Consider the following 16,021-nt stretch of genomic DNA (forward strand, 5'->3'; position numbering starts at 1 on the left):
CGCCAACTATCTGAGGAACTCAGGATATGCTTCAACCTAAATGGAAACGACTCTAACGCCGCACGATCATCACGAACGGCGTCACCCCGTTCTCCACCACCGCATCGCCCAAGTCGACCGCGATCTGCGTCACGTTGTAGCCGTAGGACAGCATCTCGACCGCAAGCCGCTGGACGCGACTGAACGCGAACGCACCAGGCGGCGGGTCGCCGATCGCGAGCGGGAGCAGAACCAGCCCAATGCCGCCGGGCCGCAGCGGTGCCAGCGCTTGGCGCGGGGCGTCGGAAGGTGGGCCGGGCGCGTCCTCAATTCCCACGATGAGCCAGTCGGCGGGGGCAAGGGTGTCGGCGTCCGCGTGGTGCGCGACGGCGGCATGCTGAGCTAGCGATGCTGCCAGATCGGCGGGGATCGGGCCGACCGCCGCAAGCGCCGCGTCCGTCCTGATCGCATAAGCGGCACGGACGCGGTCGACGAAGGCGACGATCCACGGCTTCGTATTGCCTGAACGCTCCGCCTCCGCCTGCTGCCGTACCGTGGCGTGCTGCGACAACGGCACGGCCAGCGACGGCGGACGGCGGACGATCAGCATATTGGTCTCGGCGGCGGCCGTGGGCGGGACGCGGCTCGGCGCTTCCTCAATCGGCCGGACGATCGGGGTCAGTTCGAGCGTCAGCCGTGTCGCCGAGGCGAGTTCGTCTGCATAGAAATGGCCAAGTACCGCGTATCGCCGCGCCGGCCCCGCGTCGAAGCGCAGCCGTGCGCCTCCGGACCGGCGCGCCAGGTCGGGCAGGCGGAATTGTTCGGTCGCGACCATCGCCGCCTGCGCGCCGGGCCTATCGGCGATCGCATTGACCCGGATCACCAGCGCGCCGCCGCTCGCGCGCAGATCGGAGAAGGCGAACGCCAGTTCGTAGGCAGGCTCGGGTAGCGCGATATAAGGGGTATGGAACACATAGGCGGGGTCGGGGCCGGGATCGTTGCCGCCAAGCCCCGACACCTTGCTGGCGAGCGCGGGCTGGAAGCCGAAAGGATCGAGCAGAATAGCAGTCATGGCGGCTGCCCCTAGCGCGCGCCGCGCGCTGCGTCATTCTCTTAGGCAAATATAGAGATGGTCGGCTTGATAACATTGTCGCCCGCTGGCAATGCCCTTGACCGAGTGGGAACCATCATGACCGACCTATTGCGTTCGATCTTTCGTGGCCTTCGCAGCGGCGCGCCCGGGCGGGACGCCCCCCGTTCGCGCGACCGCGACGATGGCGACGCGGCGCGCGACGCCCGCGACTGGGGCACTGCCGCCGACGCCTATGGCCGGCACCTCGACGCATATCCGCAGGATTTCGACATCTGGGTGCAGCTGGGCCACGCCGCCAAGGAGGCCGGCCGGCTAGACACTGCCGAGGAAGCCTATGCCAGCGCGCAGGCGCTGCGGCCGCACGACGCCGATCTGTTGCTCAACATCGGCCACCTGCACAAGCAGCGCCGTCGCCTCGCTGAGGCCGCGCTCGCTTATCGCGCAAGCTTTGCCGAGAACGGCAACGATGCTGCCGCGACCGAACTTGCCGCGTCCGAGCTGCTGCCGTTCTTGCGCGTTGCCGACGAACGGGTAACGAACCAGGGGGAGCAGAGCGGCAGGAATGTGCCGGGCGGGCGCTTCATCGGTGTGATCGACTTGGGAGAAGCCGGACGGGTCACCGGCTGGGCACTCAATCCCGACCAGCTCGACGAGCCCGCCGAACTCGAATTGCTCGTCGCTGACCAGCGCATCGCTACCGCCGTCGCGCACCGCGAGCGCAAGGACGTGTTCGAGGCAGGCTATGGCGCTCTCGAGGTCGGATTCGTCGCGATGTTCGACCCTGCCGCCTTCGTCGGACGCGACATCGAGGTTCATGTTCGTCACGCGCGCACGCGCGAACCGCTCGCCAATTCACCGGTCCGCATCTCGGTGCCCCCGCCGGCGACAGTGCCCGGCGCGCCGCTCGACGAGGCACGCGTCGTGATCGTCAAGCCGTTTGTCCCCGTCAGCGGCGAATGGGTGATCGTCGTCGCTCACGCTCCATCGGGCATGGTAAAGCCGCACGTTCCGGCTTATCTTGAAGGCTTCCGTCGTGCCGGAATCCGGATCGCCCTCGTCGTCCAGGCGGACCGCCCGACGCTGATCGCACCGCACGTCCTCGATCTTGCCGATGTGGTCGTCGTTCGCGAAAATCGAGGGTTCGACTTTGCGGCATGGTCGCACTTGCTCCTGCTTCACCCCGCGCTGTTCTCCGCCTCCAGGCTATATATAACGAACGACAGCATCTTCGGACCGTCGACCAATGGCGCATTCGGACGGCTGATCGCTCGTATCCGCGAGAGCGACACCGATGTGCAGGCGCTGACGGAGACGCTCGACCGTGGCTGGCATCTGCAAAGCTATTTTCTCGCCTTGTCCGGAAAGGCGGCGGCGTCGTACGCTTTCCAGTTCTTCGTCCGCGGCGTTCGAAGCCTTACCGACAAGGATGCGATCATCGACGCCTACGAGGTGACGCTCGCGCGCAGGATGCGCGAGGCGGGATTCTCGGCCGAGGCGCTCTATCCGATCGAGGAAGCGCGCAACCCGACGCTGTTCGCACCGCAGGCGCTGCTGAAAGAGGATTTCCCGTTCGTCAAACTGCTGCTCCTGCGTGGCCAATTTCCGCATATCGATGCGAAGGACATTCGCGGCGCTATGGGGAAGGCCGGTTTCGACATGGCGTTACTGGACCGAACGCTTGCCTACGCAATGGGCGAACCCACGCCTCCCCCCGGGTTCCCCCTACTGGCAAAGCCCGCGAACGATACCGAGGAACGGCTTCCGGAGAAGCCGTACAAGGTCGCGTTCTACGGCCCCTGGAACTATGACAATGGCCTTGGTTCGGCGAGCCGAACCATCAGCGCGGCGATCCGGCGTACCGGCGTTCGCCTGAACATGCACCCCATCAAGAAGCCGTTCCATATCCACCGTCCGCTCGACGCGTCGCATGATGTCCAGGATTTTCGCGGCGACGCCGACATCGCGGTCGTCCATCTCAACCCCGACAGCTGGGCGCTACTGACCCACGACCAGCGCGCCGCGATCGCCCGCGCCACCAAGCGCATCGGCTATTGGGTGTGGGAAATGGAACATATTCCCAAGGCGTGGTGGACCGATTTTGCGTCGGTGGATCGCATTTGGGCACCGAGCGGCTACAACGCCGACGTGTTCGCCGCCGCCGACGAGGCACCCGTCGACGTGGTGCCGCATCCGGTGATAGTACATTCGCGAACGCTGGTGCCCGAGGCGGGGACCGAAATCCTAGAGCGCAACGGCATCGCAGCCGGTCGCTTCATTCTCTATATCTTCGACGGCGCGAGCTATCTCGTCCGCAAAAACCCGATGGCGCTGATCCGTTCGTTCGATCGATCGGGCTTGGGCGAATGCGGCTGGTCGCTTGTCCTGAAAACGAAGAACGTGCACGACCGGCATGAAGAGGGCGCGGCGTTGATCAAGCTGGTCGAAGCCACGCCGGGCGTCGTCATCATCGACCGGACGATGACGGCCGCCGACCTGTACGACCTGCTGGCCGCCGCCGACATCTATGCGTCGCCACATTCGTCCGAAGGCTTCGGACTGACGGTTGCCGAGGCGATGGGCATGGGCAAGCCGGTGATTGCGACCGATTTCGGCGGGACACGGCAATTCCTCGACGCAAGCGTCGGCTACCCCGTGCTCGCCCATCCTATCAAGCTGACAAAGGATTATGGCCACTATACCAGGAACGGCCGCTGGGCGGCGATCGACGAAGATGCGCTTGCGCAGACGCTTCGCGAGGTAGCGAACCGCGTTGACGCAGGCACCGAGATGGTCGGGCAAGCCGCGGCGGCACGAATCGCGCAGGACCTGTCGCTCGACACGGTCGCGCGCGCGATCGAGCATAGTTTCAATGCGCTGTTCACCGACAAGCCGGTGTCGCGCGCGCAAAAGCGACCGATCGAAAGCCGATGCGACGCCGGGATGCCGATCGAACGCGGCGACTTCGGCAAGACGCTGCACATCGTCTCGCTCGACGAGAATGGTCGCCCCACGGGCGACATGCCCGACGTCGAGGATAAGACCGACTGGCTGTTCTTCGCGCCCGCGGCCACGCGGGTAACGCCCTTGCTCGGCAGCATCGTCGCGCGCCATGCGGCGATGCGGCCCGATGCGGCGGTGTTCTACGGCGACGACATAGCGCTCGGCGGGCTGACGCTTGCTGACCAGATCCATTTGAAACCGCGCTTCGACCTGGTCCAGTTCGGCGCGCAAGGCTATATCGGCACCCCGGTGATCGCCCGCGCCGACGTCGTTGCGCGGTTAGGCGGAATTGATTGGGTGCAGGGGCAGTTCGCGCTCGACGACCTGGTGCTGCGCGTGGTCGGCGATGGCCTGTCGGTCGCGCGCATCCCCGAAGTGCTGCTCGCACATCTGGGCGACCGGCCCGAGGTCGAACGCGCGGCGCGGCGCACCTTCCTCGACCGTCAGCCGCTGTTCGACGCTTACCATATTGCCGACGGCCTGCGGCCCGATACGCTGCAACTGACGCGCGACCTGCGCGGCGTCGAGCCCGCGGTGACGATCGTCGTGCCGACGCGGCGTACCCCCGTCGCGAACGGAGAACAGACCTATGTCGAGCGGTTTCTCGACAGCCTGGCACGTACCGACTGGCCGGCTGACAAGCTGACCGTGATCGTCGGCGACGACGTCGAGAGCGAAGCCGGGTGGCTGACGAAGGAACGTCCGTTTGACCTGATCCGCTTGCCGACACCACGCCCCGATGGTGTGCCGTTCAACTATGCGGCAAAGATGAACATGTTGTGGCGCGCCGCGACGACCGAACATATCGTGATGATGAACGACGACGTCGAAGTGACCGACGCGGGCTGGCTGCGCGCGCTGATGACCTTCGCGGTTGAGGACGATGTCGGCGGGGTGGGTCCCCGCTTGCTCTACACCGATGGAACGATCCAGCATGCGGGCATCGTCCTCGGGCCCTTCGGCACCTGCATCCATCCCTGGATCAAGCGCCGCGCGAAAGCGGCAACGTACCGCGACTGGGGCCTGGTCCACCGCGCCTGTTCGGCGGTCACCGGGGCAGTGTTCGCAACCCGGCGTGCCGTGCTCGAAGCGGTCGACGGGTTTGATGAATTGTTCACGCTTGAATTCAACGATATCGACCTGTGTCTGCGGATGCGGAGCGCCGGTTACCGCATCCTCTACACCCCGCACGCGGAGCTGACGCACGCGGAAAAGGCTTCGCGTGAGGAGACGATTCCGCCGGGGAACGAGGTTGCCATGTTCCTTGAGCGCTGGCAGCGCTGGATCGAGGACGACCCCGGCTTCCATCCGGAATTCCGCCGCGACACACTGACCGTCGAGCCGCGCATTTCCGCAGATGCATGGTATCTATAGCGTTTCGATTTTCGAGGACGACTGATCAATGCCCGTTTCACGCGAAGAGGCCTTGTGGGCTTACCGGTTGATCCTCGGCCGGGAACCGGAGGACGAAGGGGTACTGCATCGAACAGGTGCAGCCTCGATCGGCGATTTGCGTCGCCAATTCCTGACATCGCAGGAATTCATAGAACAATGGCCTTACGCGGTAATCGGCGCACATCTCAACGAGGCGGTGGACCATGTCGATCCGTCGGCGACGAGCGAACAGCTTGCCCTCATGCTTGATCGAATTGCAGCGGCGTGGAACGCGTTGGGAACGGACGATCCCTATTGGTCGATGCTCACCGACGATCGCTATCGCAAGCAAAGCATCGACAGCAGCGTGGACGAATTCTACAATAGTGGCACAGGCGACGTCGAACGCGTGATCGCGACGCTACGGCGCAACGGGATCGACCCGACCGACATTCGTCGCGTCACCGATTTCGGCTGTGGCGTCGGACGCCTCTCGCTCGCGCTGGCCAAGCGCTTTCCGGAGGTGACCGGGGTGGACGTGTCCGAACCGCATGTGGCGATCGCCCGCGAGCAGGCGACGAAGCACAACATCGGAAACGCGACGTTTCGTTCGATCAAGACGGTCGACGCTCTGACGACCCTGCCCGAATGCGATCTGCTGGTCACGCTGATCGTTCTGCAACACAATCCGCCCCCCTTGATGGTCGCGACATTGCGGCATCTTCTCGGTCGGGTCGCTCCGGGTGGCATCGCGGTCTTCCAGATCCCGACCTACCTTGCCGGTTACGGCTTTGATGCCGCGACCTATCTTGCGAACGACCAACCGCAGATGGAGATGAACGCGCTACCACAGCGACATATCTTCGCCTTGGCGAAACGGCTCGGCTTGGACGTGCTCGAGGTGCGTGAGGACCTGTCGGGAGGAAGCCAGCGGATCGTTTCCCAGACGTTCCTGCTGCAGCGGCCGGCCTAGGAGAGGATCATACGCACGACAGTGACAGAGCGAATCGTCGAACAATACAAGGCATTAACCGTATGTCGGCGTGCGGGCGCTCTCGTGCAGAGGCTGATCCGTCCTGCCTGCTTCTACTCGCGCATGGATGATGCACTTTCAAAGACCGAGATCAAACACCACCTTGCCGCCCGAACCACCGCCGCTTGGTACGCTTGCGCACGATCAGGCCGAACGACGTGGTGACATAGCCCGCGAGCGCCAGCTTCAGGTGCGGGACGTCGGCGTAGGGGGCGACATCGATGTGCGCGTCGATCGGCTCGGTGCCGATGTCGTAGCACAGTGGTGCCACGTCGTGCCCGGCGCGAAGCAGCCGGATCGCCAGCGTTTCGATGTCGCGACGGCGAAACAGAACGGTGCCCGCGTCGTCGATCGTGTCATCGTTCGACGACAGGTTAAACTCGGACGTATGCACGGCGACCCCGCCGGGCTTCAGGCAATCGAGCGAGGCTTCGACGAATGCGAGGCCGGCCGCGATCGATCCCAGATGCTCGAACGCGCAGGACGACCAGGTGAAGTCGAAGTCACGCAGATTGGCCGGAATACGCGTCATATCGGCCGCATGAAACGATACTGTCCGGTCGAACAACAGATCGGGACATAGATCCGGGCGTCTGAGCGCCTCGATCGAGTCGATGTGCTGCTGCGTCTCGCGCCAATCGTGAGCGCGATCATCGTCTGCGGCAAGATCAGTTGCAACGACGCTGCACCCCATTGATGCAAACAACGCCGGCAGCGGTTCGCGTCCGACCCCGAAGCCTATGCCGCGCGCGCCTGGTATAAGCGCGCCCGCTTGGCGCAGGGCCTGGAGAATATATATGAACTCCCACTGCTTGCGGTGCAGCGTCGGTTCTGTGTTAAGCGCGTGGGTCCATTCGCGATACACGGGCTCGCGAAATTGCCTGGCAGTACACATCTGCGATACAGGCGTTTCGAGCGTCGCAGGACCCCATGTAACATGGTTCGCAAGCGCTGCAGGCGCAGCTTCGGCTAGGAAGGTCGCCCGCGCATACCCCGTCACATCGCGCGGCGTATCGACGGCTTCCACGGTAACGTCGAGACCCGCTGCAGTTCCCTCCCCGTCCATAAGGTTTGCCAAAATTGCGTAGGTCAGCCCCGTCTCGCATTCGACGTCGAGCGATAGGGTCAGGTCCTGCTCGTCGGCGAGCATATGCGCGCGTGTGGCGATTGTCGTCGCGGTCGCATTGGGCAAGGATCTTAGCGCGTTGACACGAAGCACCAGCTGCCCCTGCCCCTTCAATTCCGAAAATCGTACGTTGAACCGCATGCGTGCGGGTGCAAACGTGCAATATGCGGTATGGAAGACGTTATCCGGATCAACAGGTGCTGCGCTCCCGCCCAGCCCTGCAATAGGGCCTTGAACGCCGGGCCAAAACGCATATGGATCCAGCGGCAGCGGATCGTACGTGCTCGGATTTGAATTCAATATGTTGTGATCAGCCATGAGCGGATCATAAGACGCTTGTGCTGGCCAGTCACGCGTGTTTCAGGATCAAGCTCGGCTGCCCGGGCATTCAGCGGCCTGCCCGAGGGCAACGGCCCTGGTCAGGCGCTCGCCGCCTTCAGGCGCTGCTGCCTGTCTTGCCATTCCTCCCAGCATCGTGCAACTCGTCGATCCCCCGTCCGCCTGGACAATGTCCCAAGACTGGCGGTCGGCCTCATGACCAGCCCGGCTTAGCGCCGGTCGTCCAGGCCGCATTGCATTCGGATCATGGACCGCGCGACCGCCGATGATCGCGGCGGCGCGGTGTCTTCCATTGCCTTCGCGCGCAAACCGCTGTCCCGCTGCCGGTCGCTTCGTTGCAAAGCCGTTGGCGTGACAGGCAGGGTCACGCTGCGTATCCGCGCGAAGCGCCCGCGCACTTCATCCTTCGCGCGAGCAGCGGAACGGGCGATGCCTTGACGCTGGCCGGGAGTGCCGCCCCTGTTCCTTACGAAGTGCAATGGGCGGCGACGTCCAACCAGTCGTCGGGCTCCGCGCTGGCGGCGAACACGACCATCGGCGGTTTTGCCGACGGCCTCGTCGATCGGACATGCACGCTGGTGAACACGACATCCGCCAGCCTGATCGTCATCCTGCGATCCGCGGCGCTGTCGAGCGCGACCGCGGGCAGTTATTCGGGCACGCCGACGCTCGTCCTCGCGGCTCAGTAGCGGCCACGCGCGATCACGGCGCGATATCCCAGCCGCGGCATCCTTGGTGCCAGGTTGCGTTGCCTTCGCGCTCGCGATGGCGGCGCTGTGTTGCGGATCGGTCGTGCGGGCGGCGGACGAGGCCCCGCGGGTCAGCGCCCGTCGGCCGGCGGGGTTCGACATGCTGCTCCAGCCGCAGGATAGGCGGACGGTTGCTGGGTCAGGCGCGCGTCCGCTACAGCATGGGCAAGATCGCCCTGCGACGACGGCACACCCGTTGCCGACGCTGCGGTCCATGTCCCCGGCGCGATTCGGCAGCACAGACGACCGCGGATTTTTCCAGATCGCGGCGGGCACCAATGCGGTACCGAAGATCGAGGCCGCGGATGGCCGTTCCTGTCGTTTGCCCTTGGGGCGCCCATCACGCCGCAAGGCTATGCGTCGCTGGGGACGCTGACCTGTCCCCACGCCTTTCCCCACCACGCAGATCGCGATGGCAAAACGATGATCGTGAAGGACAATGCAATGCGAATGGGTTTTGGCGCGCTCGGCCTCCTCGCCGCGCTGGGCCGGTATCCGTCGTGCTGCGCAATCAGGTGACCGCGCCGCGCCGGCGATAGGCGGGGTCGTCCCACGACCGGCCGTCCGTCACCGACGCGATGATATCGATCGCAGCGTCGATCTCCGCCTCGCCGATATAGAGCGGGGTGATGCCGAAGCGCAGGATGTCGGGGGCGCGGAAATCGCCGATCAGGCCGCGAGCGATCAGCGCCTGCATGATCGCATAGCCCTCGCCGTGGCGGAACGAAACCTGGCTGCCACGCATCGCGCCGTCGCGCGGGGAGGCGAGGGCGAGGTCGGGGCAGCGCGCCTCGATCCCGGCGATGAAGCGGGCCGACAGCGTGAGCGACGCGGCGCGGACATCGGCCATGTCGACCGCGTCCCATATATCGAGCGCGGCATCCAGGGCGGCGAGCGCCAGGACCGGCGGCGTGCCGACCCGCATCCGCTCGATCCCGCCTGCGGGACGGTAATCGGGATCGAATGCGAAGGGTGCTTGATGCCCCATCCATCCCGACAGCGCGGGGCGGACATGGTCGGCGAGGCGGGGGGCGACATATATGAAGGCGGGCGATCCGGGTCCGCCGTTCAGGTATTTATACGTGCATCCGACCGCGAAATCGACGTCGGCCGCCGCGACATCGACGGGCAGCGCGCCTGCGGAATGTGCAAGATCCCAGATGACGACGGCGCCGGCCGTGCGCGCGCGCGCGATGATCGCCCGCATGTCGTGCCGCCGCCCGGTGCGGTAATCGACCTCGGTCAGCATCACGACCGCGACGCTGTCGTCGATCGCCGCCATCACCGCTTCGGGCGCGACGATCCGCAATTCGTGCCCGCGGTCGAGCGAGGCGATCAGCCCTTGCGCCATGTACAGGTCGGTCGGGAAATTGCCGCTGTCCGACAGGATCATGCGCCGGTCGGGCACGAGGTCGAACGCCGCGGCGAGCGCCTGATAGACCTTCACCGACAGCGTATCGCCCATCACGACGCTGCCCGGCGGTGCGCCGATCAGTCGACCGACCCGGTCGCCGACGCGGCCCGGCATCCCCATCCAGTCGGCATCGTTCCAGGCGCGGATCAGCAGCCCCCCCCATTCGTCCGCCACCACCGCCTGCACCCGCGCCGCGACGCCGCGCGGCAACGGCCCGAGCGAATTGCCGTCGAGATAGATCACGTCTTCGGGCAGAACGAAGCGCGCGCGGGTGGCGGCGAAGTCGGTCATCGCGCAGCGGCCCTCAGCGCGGCGCGCACCGCTGGCAGCATCCGCGCGACGATGATCGCGACGCCGCGCGCGTTGGGGTGCAGTCCATCCGCCTGGATGAGCGCACGGTTCGCGGCGACGCCGTCGAGATAGAAGGGATAGAGCGGCAGGCGATGCGCACTGGCGAGCGCGGGGTACATCGCATCGAAGCCGCGCGCATAGTCCGCCCCCATATTGGGTGCGGCGCGCATCCCGGCGATCAGCACGCGGATATGGCGGCGCTGCAATTCGGTCAGTACCGCATCCAGCTTCGCGCGCGCCTGCGCCACCGGCAGCCCGCGCAGCATGTCGTTCGCGCCCAGTTCGACGATCACGAGATCGGGCGGCGTGCCGAGGCCGCGGAGCCCCCAGGCGAGCCGCGCCTGCCCTTGCGCGACGGTATCGCCAGCCACCCCGCCGTTGCGAACGGTCGCCGCCACCCCAGCTTGGCACAACGCGGCCTGCAACTGCGTTGGGAAACCCTGGTTGGGCGGCAGGCCGTAACCCGCCACCAGACTGTCGCCGAACGCCCAGACGACGGGCTGCGTTGGCGAAGCGACCGCCGGCGACGTGGCGAAGATCAGCAGCGTCAGCAACGCGCGGTGGACAGACCGGCCCCGGCATCCGTATCGCAGGCTATATGGCATCCGCACCGGCTTCTCCGACGATCGAACCGCCCGTGGCCGATCTGATCGACGTGCGCAATCTGTCGCTGTCGCTTGGACGGGTTCCGGCACGCGTCGACATCCTGCGCGGGATCGACCTTCGCGTCGCCGGCGGCGAAAGCGTCGCGCTGCTCGGGCCATCGGGATCAGGCAAATCGTCGCTGATGGCGGTGCTGTCCGGGCTCGAGCGACCGAGCGGGGGCGATGTGCGTGTCGCCGGGCTGAACATCGGCACGCTTGGCGAGGATGCACTGGCGATTGCCCGGCGGGGGCGGATCGGGATCGTGCTGCAGGCCTTTCACTTGTTGCCGACGATGACCGCGCTGGAAAACGTCGCGGTGCCGCTCGAACTGGCGGGCGAGCGCGATGCGTTCACGCGCGCGGCGGACGAACTCGCCGCGGTCGGGCTCGGCCACCGGACGAGGCATTACCCCGCGCAATTGTCGGGCGGCGAGCAGCAGCGCGTGGCGATCGCGCGCGCACTCGTCGGCCGGCCCGCCTTGCTGTTCGCGGACGAACCGACGGGCAATCTCGACACCGTCACGGGTGCATCGATCATGGATCTGCTGTTCGCGCGCCATGCCGCGGCGGGAACGACCTTGTTCGTCATCACCCACGACCCGGTATTGGCGGCGCGGTGCGCGCGGGTCGTCGAGCTGGCGGACGGCCGAATCGTCTCCGACCGCCGCGCATGACAATCGCGCTTCGGCTGGCGGTGCGCGACCTCAGGCGCGGCGGTCGCGGGTTGTTGCTGCTCGCCTTGTGCCTGTTCCTCGGCACCGCCGCGCTGGCGGGGATCGGCAGCCTGTCCGCCAGCATGCTCGCCGCGCTCGACGCGCAGGGGCGGACGATTCTGGGCGGCGACGTCGAGCTGACCGTATCGCAGCGCAGCGCCACCGTCGCGGAGGCCGCCGCGTTCGCCGACGCGGGTCGATTGTCCGCGACGATCGGCATGCGGGCGATGGCGGACCCGGGCGGTGGCCTGGCACCGACGCTGGTCAACCTGCGCGGCGTGGATTCGGCCTGGCCGCTGGTCGGACGATTGCAACTCGCGCCCGGCGGACGCCGGCCCCGCGGTCCGGAGATCGCGGTCGCGCAGGCGCTGGCCGACCGGCTGGCGCTTCGTATCGGCAGCCCGGTGCGAATCGGTGCGGCACGCTTCACGGTAGCGGGGGTGATCGCGGACGAACCCGACCGGCTCGGCGCCGGCTTCACGCTCGGGCCCTCGGTCATTCTCGACATGGACGGCCTGCAGGCGACGCAATTGGTCCAGCCCGGCAGCCTGTACGAGACCCGCTACCATCTCCTGCTGCCCGCGCACGCCGATCCGGATGCGGTTCGCAACCAGCTGATCGCGCGGTTCCCGGGTGCCGGATGGAGCGGACGGACCAGCGCGCAGGCGGCGACCGGGCTGAAACGCGGGATCGCCCAGCTGGGGCAGTTCCTGCTGCTCGTCGGGCTCGCCGCGCTGGCCATCGCCGGCGTCGGGGTCGCGAGCGGGGTGGCGGCGTATCTGGGCGCCAAGACGCGGATCATCGCGACGCTGAAGGTGCTCGGCGCGGACAGCCGGACGATCGCGACGATGTTCCTGACGCAGCTGGCGCTGGTCGCCATGGTCGGAATCGGTGCCGGGGTCGCGGTCGGCGCGGCGGTACCGTGGATCGTCGCGCGATCGGCGGGGGATGCTCTGCCGGTGCCGCCGCGGATCGCGCTGTATCCGGTACCGCTCGGCGTCGCGGTCGCGCTGTCGCTGATCGTCGCGCTGCTGTCCGCGCTGCCGGCGCTCGCCCGCGCCCGGCAAGTGCCCGCCGCGACGCTGCTGCGCGATATGCTGGCACGGCGCACGCTGCCTTCGATACGCGTGCTGGCGGGCATCGCCGGGTTGCTGGGGTTGCTCGTCGCGCTGTCGGTGCTGACCGCATCGGATCGACCGCTGGCGCTTGGGTTCGTCGCCGGGACCGCGGCGACGATCCTTGCCTTGTGGCTGGCCGGACTGGCGATCCGCGCCGTTGCCGCCCGGGTCCCCCGGCCGCGGCGGCCGCTGTTGCGGCTCGCCATCGCCAATCTGCACCGGCCCGGCGCGCAGACCGACCGGCTGGTGGTGGCGCTGGGGCTCGGCTTTTCGCTGTTCGTCGGGCTCGCGACGATCGACACCAGCGTCTCTGCCGAACTGCAGCACACCGCCCCCGCCACCGCGCCGCGCTTCTTCGCGATCGACCTGCAGCCCGACGATGCGACGCGCTTCCGCACCGTCGTGACCGCCGCCGCGCCGGGCGCGCGGATCGAGGCGGTGCCGTCGCTGCGCGGATCGATCGTCGCGCTGAAGGGCGTACGCATCGCCGATATGAAGACGCTGCCGCCCGGGGTCTGGGTGCTTCGCGGCGACCGGACGCTGACCTGGTCGGCGACCGTGCCCCCGCGCAATATCGTCGTGGCAGGGCGGTGGTGGCGCGCGGATTACCGCGGCCCGCCGCTCGTTTCGATCGAGGACCGAGCCGCGGAGGCGCTCGGCCTGCACGTCGGCGACCAAGTGACCATATCCGTCCTGGGCGTCGATGTCCCCGCGCGGATCGCGGCGTTGCGCAGGATCGACTGGGGCGGGCTCGGGCTCAACTTCGCGATCGTCTTCTCGCCCGGCTATATCGGGGAGGCACCACATGGCCTCCTCGCCAGCGTCTATGCCGCCCCTGCGCGCGACGGGGCGATCGCGCGGCAAGTCGCCGCCGCGCTGCCGTCGGTGACCCTGGTACGCGTCGGCGACGTGATCGGGCAGATCGGCGAATTGCTGGGAAAGATCGCCTTGGCGATCCGTGCGGCGGGGGCGGTGACGGTCGCGGCCGGCATCGCGGTGCTGGTCGGCGCAGTCGCCGCGTCGGGGCGTACGCGACGCTATGATGCGACGATCCTCAAGCTGCTCGGCGGCAGCGGCGCGCAGGTGTTGGTGGCGCAGGCGATCGAATATGCCCTGCTGTCGCTGATCCTCGTCGCGGTGGCGCTGGCGGTCGGGTGCGGGGCGGGCTGGTATGTCGTCACCCGTGTGTTCCAGCTCGCCTGGGCCCCCGATTGGGACGTCGTCGCGCTTACGCTGGCGGCTGCAACCATCGTGACGATGGGGATCGGCCTGCTCGGCAGCCTGACCGCGCTGCGCGCCCGCCCCGCCACGGTCCTGCGCGCGCTTTAGCTATACGTCCTGCGCGCTGTCGCCGCCGGTCACCTCGAAATTGGCCCCCGAACACATCGCCGACGCGTCCGATGCCAGGAACACCGCCATCGGCGAGATATCCTCCGCGCGCAGCCAGGCGACGCGCAGCGGCACGCGCGGCGTGCGGTTGTTCCACGTTTCCGCCTCGGTCGGGTTCTTGGGCGGATCGTCCTGCGTCTCGCCGATCACATGGCTCCAGCGCGCGGGGTAGCGCGTCAGCGCGGTGTCGACGAGGCCCGGCAGGATGCAGTTCACCGTCACGCCCTTCTTGCCGAATTCCTCGGCAGCGGATTTCATCAGCCCGATAATCGCGTGCTTCGACGCCGAATAGGACGATGCCCCCGCGGTCCCGTGCTTGCCCTGCATCGACGACACCAGGATGAACCGGCCGCTGCCCTGCGCGAGCATACTGCCGCAAAAGGCGCGGACGGTGTTGGCGGTCCCGTTGACATTGTTGTCGATGACGTCGTTCCAGTCGCTGTCCTGCATCTCCGCCAGGTCGCGCCAGCGCTGGATCGCCGCGTTGGCGACGACGATGTCGATCCGGCCGAATTCGCCGACGACGCGGTCGTGCGCGGCGCGCAATTCGCCGATGCGGCGGATGTCACCCTTGATCGCGATGCACCGCCGGCCCAGCGCCTTGATCTGTCGCGCGGTTTCCGCAAGCTCCTCGGGCGTCGCGGGCTTTGCGTTCGAGGCGGGGCTGACATAGCCCGCAATGTCGAAGATCGCGACGTCGGCACCGTTCGCGGCGATTTCGACCGCGATCGCCCGGCCGATCCCGCGCGCGGCACCGGTCACGAACGCGACCTTGCCGCCCAGCTGCGTATCGCGACCCGCCACGATCGGGCCTGCGGTGCGTGGATCGGCCGGCACCTGGGCACGCGCTGCCGCCGCCATCCCGATCGCGGTCGCCATGCCCGCCCCGGCCAGCATCGCGCGGCGGCTGGTGTCTTTATTGTCCCGTTCCGCCATGTCACCGGTCTCTGTTGAAGCTATGGCGGCGAAACCATTGGACGGGCGGGAAGTTGCAGACCGTTACTGCCGGGTGATCGTCTCCCGCAACGCGGCGATGCGGACGCCCACCTTGCGGACCACGAGATGGTTGATCGCGACCCGGCCGCCGGGTTGCAGGAACAGCGATTGCGCGACCGCGAACCCGCCCTTCGCACTATAATGGATGCGCACGATGTCGCCACGCGCTTCCATGCTGACCGGCCCGGTGGCATCGCTCAACGTGCCGGTGTAGCGATCGCCGCCGATCGGCCGGATATGCCAGGTACGAACGCGTTCGGGCTTAGCGCCCTCCCGCACATGCTGGACCAATGTAAGCGTCCCGTCGGCCTCGATCTGCCCATGCCCGACGACATGGACCGGACGGGCATGCATCAGATCGATCTTCAGCGATCCCTCGCCGACCGTATCCCCACCAAAAAAAGCGATCGGGGAGAAAAACGGGCCTCTCGCCACCTCGTGCCGGTAAGACGGCGTCGCGGCGCACGCCGATAGCGTCAGTAGGGTCAGCAGGAGGCCGGCATAGGCGCGCATGTGTAGGGCGTCTCCAATTGCGATCGAAGGCCTGGCCCTGCCCGGCCACTTCCCCGGAGTATCGATGGTGCGGCCGAGAAGACTCGAACTTCCACGTCCTTTCGGACACAACGACCTCAACGTTGCGCGTCTACCAATTCCGCCACGGCCGCACGTGATACAACCGCCGGCGCGAACGCCCCGCGGCAGG

Annotated in this window: 11 protein-coding genes and 1 tRNA gene; 5 read left to right on the forward strand and 7 right to left on the reverse strand. The window is 67.0% G+C overall.

Annotation, left to right across the window (positions count from 1 at the left end; all coding sequences use genetic code 11):
• Nucleotides 1–52: 52 nt before the first annotated feature.
• Nucleotides 53–1,051, reverse strand: a complete 999-nt coding sequence (locus ACFE7D_RS04935) for a hypothetical protein (RefSeq protein WP_375394318.1) — start codon at nt 1,049–1,051, stop codon at nt 53–55.
• A 117-nt stretch (nt 1,052–1,168) separates the two neighbouring features.
• Between ACFE7D_RS04935 and ACFE7D_RS04940 the strand changes: the two genes are divergently transcribed.
• On the forward strand, nt 1,169–5,446 hold the full coding sequence (locus ACFE7D_RS04940; protein ID WP_375394319.1) for a glycosyltransferase: 4,278 nt from the start codon (nt 1,169–1,171) through the stop codon (nt 5,444–5,446).
• Nucleotides 5,447–5,474: 28 nt separating this feature from the next.
• Entirely contained in the window at nt 5,475–6,419 is a 945-nt protein-coding gene (locus ACFE7D_RS04945; protein WP_375394320.1) for a class I SAM-dependent methyltransferase, read from the forward strand.
• A gap of 151 nt (nt 6,420–6,570) precedes the next feature.
• Here the strand turns inward: ACFE7D_RS04945 and ACFE7D_RS04950 are convergent, their stop codons facing one another.
• Nucleotides 6,571–7,746, reverse strand: coding sequence for a hypothetical protein (locus ACFE7D_RS04950; RefSeq protein WP_375394321.1), 1,176 nt, complete (start codon nt 7,744–7,746; stop codon nt 6,571–6,573).
• 632 nt (nt 7,747–8,378) lie between these two features.
• Between ACFE7D_RS04950 and ACFE7D_RS04955 the strand changes: the two genes are divergently transcribed.
• Nucleotides 8,379–8,633, forward strand: a complete 255-nt coding sequence (locus tag ACFE7D_RS04955) for a hypothetical protein (protein ID WP_375394322.1) — start codon at nt 8,379–8,381, stop codon at nt 8,631–8,633.
• Between the two features lie 571 nt (nt 8,634–9,204).
• Here ACFE7D_RS04955 and kynU read toward each other — a convergent pair.
• Both kynU and ACFE7D_RS04965 read right to left on the reverse strand, forming a co-directional pair.
• Nucleotides 9,205–10,398 carry a kynureninase gene (gene kynU / locus ACFE7D_RS04960; protein WP_375394323.1) on the reverse strand — a complete coding sequence of 398 codons (1,194 nt, stop codon included), beginning with the start codon at nt 10,396–10,398 and terminating at the stop codon, nt 9,205–9,207.
• Entirely contained in the window at nt 10,395–11,063 is a 669-nt protein-coding gene (locus tag ACFE7D_RS04965; RefSeq protein WP_375394351.1) for an arylesterase, read from the reverse strand. Before ACFE7D_RS04965 ends, kynU begins: the two co-directional genes overlap by 4 nt.
• 41 nt (nt 11,064–11,104) lie before the next feature.
• Between ACFE7D_RS04965 and ACFE7D_RS04970 the strand changes: the two genes are divergently transcribed.
• Both ACFE7D_RS04970 and ACFE7D_RS04975 read left to right on the forward strand, forming a co-directional pair.
• Nucleotides 11,105–11,776: an ABC transporter ATP-binding protein gene (locus ACFE7D_RS04970; protein ID WP_375394352.1), complete on the forward strand. Its 672-nt coding sequence runs from the start codon at nt 11,105–11,107 to the stop codon at nt 11,774–11,776.
• On the forward strand, nt 11,773–14,262 hold the full coding sequence (locus ACFE7D_RS04975; protein WP_375394324.1) for an ABC transporter permease: 2,490 nt from the start codon (nt 11,773–11,775) through the stop codon (nt 14,260–14,262). Before ACFE7D_RS04970 ends, ACFE7D_RS04975 begins: the two co-directional genes overlap by 4 nt.
• Here ACFE7D_RS04975 and ACFE7D_RS04980 read toward each other — a convergent pair whose 3' ends face one another.
• From ACFE7D_RS04980 to ACFE7D_RS04990, 3 genes are all read right to left on the reverse strand, one after another.
• Entirely contained in the window at nt 14,263–15,258 is a 996-nt protein-coding gene (locus tag ACFE7D_RS04980) for an SDR family NAD(P)-dependent oxidoreductase (RefSeq protein ID WP_375394325.1), read from the reverse strand.
• 63 nt (nt 15,259–15,321) lie between these two features.
• The gene (locus ACFE7D_RS04985) at nt 15,322–15,831 is read right to left on the reverse strand and encodes a DUF3833 family protein (RefSeq protein ID WP_375394326.1); all 510 of its coding nucleotides are present in this window, start codon (nt 15,829–15,831) and stop codon (nt 15,322–15,324) included.
• Between the two features lie 65 nt (nt 15,832–15,896).
• Nucleotides 15,897–15,983, reverse strand: a tRNA-Leu gene (locus tag ACFE7D_RS04990).
• Nucleotides 15,984–16,021: the final 38 nt, after the last annotated feature.

Source organism: uncultured Sphingomonas sp., from assembly GCF_964244235.1.
GTDB lineage: Bacteria > Pseudomonadota > Alphaproteobacteria > Sphingomonadales > Sphingomonadaceae > Sphingomonas.

What these genes read in the sequence shown, in the direction of transcription:
- ACFE7D_RS04935 (WP_375394318.1), bottom strand. Translation starts at nt 1,051, where the DNA reads ATGACTGCTATTCTGCTCGATCCTTTCGGCTTCCAGCCCGCGCTCGCC.
- ACFE7D_RS04940 (WP_375394319.1), top strand. Translation starts at nt 1,169, where the DNA reads ATGACCGACCTATTGCGTTCGATCTTTCGTGGCCTTCGCAGCGGCGCG.
- ACFE7D_RS04945 (WP_375394320.1), top strand. Translation starts at nt 5,475, where the DNA reads ATGCCCGTTTCACGCGAAGAGGCCTTGTGGGCTTACCGGTTGATCCTC.
- ACFE7D_RS04950 (WP_375394321.1), bottom strand. Translation starts at nt 7,746, where the DNA reads ATGCGGTTCAACGTACGATTTTCGGAATTGAAGGGGCAGGGGCAGCTG.
- kynU (WP_375394323.1), bottom strand. Translation starts at nt 10,398, where the DNA reads ATGACCGACTTCGCCGCCACCCGCGCGCGCTTCGTTCTGCCCGAAGAC.
- ACFE7D_RS04965 (WP_375394351.1), bottom strand. Translation starts at nt 11,063, where the DNA reads ATGCCATATAGCCTGCGATACGGATGCCGGGGCCGGTCTGTCCACCGC.
- ACFE7D_RS04975 (WP_375394324.1), top strand. Translation starts at nt 11,773, where the DNA reads ATGACAATCGCGCTTCGGCTGGCGGTGCGCGACCTCAGGCGCGGCGGT.
- ACFE7D_RS04980 (WP_375394325.1), bottom strand. Translation starts at nt 15,258, where the DNA reads ATGGCGGAACGGGACAATAAAGACACCAGCCGCCGCGCGATGCTGGCC.
- ACFE7D_RS04985 (WP_375394326.1), bottom strand. Translation starts at nt 15,831, where the DNA reads ATGCGCGCCTATGCCGGCCTCCTGCTGACCCTACTGACGCTATCGGCG.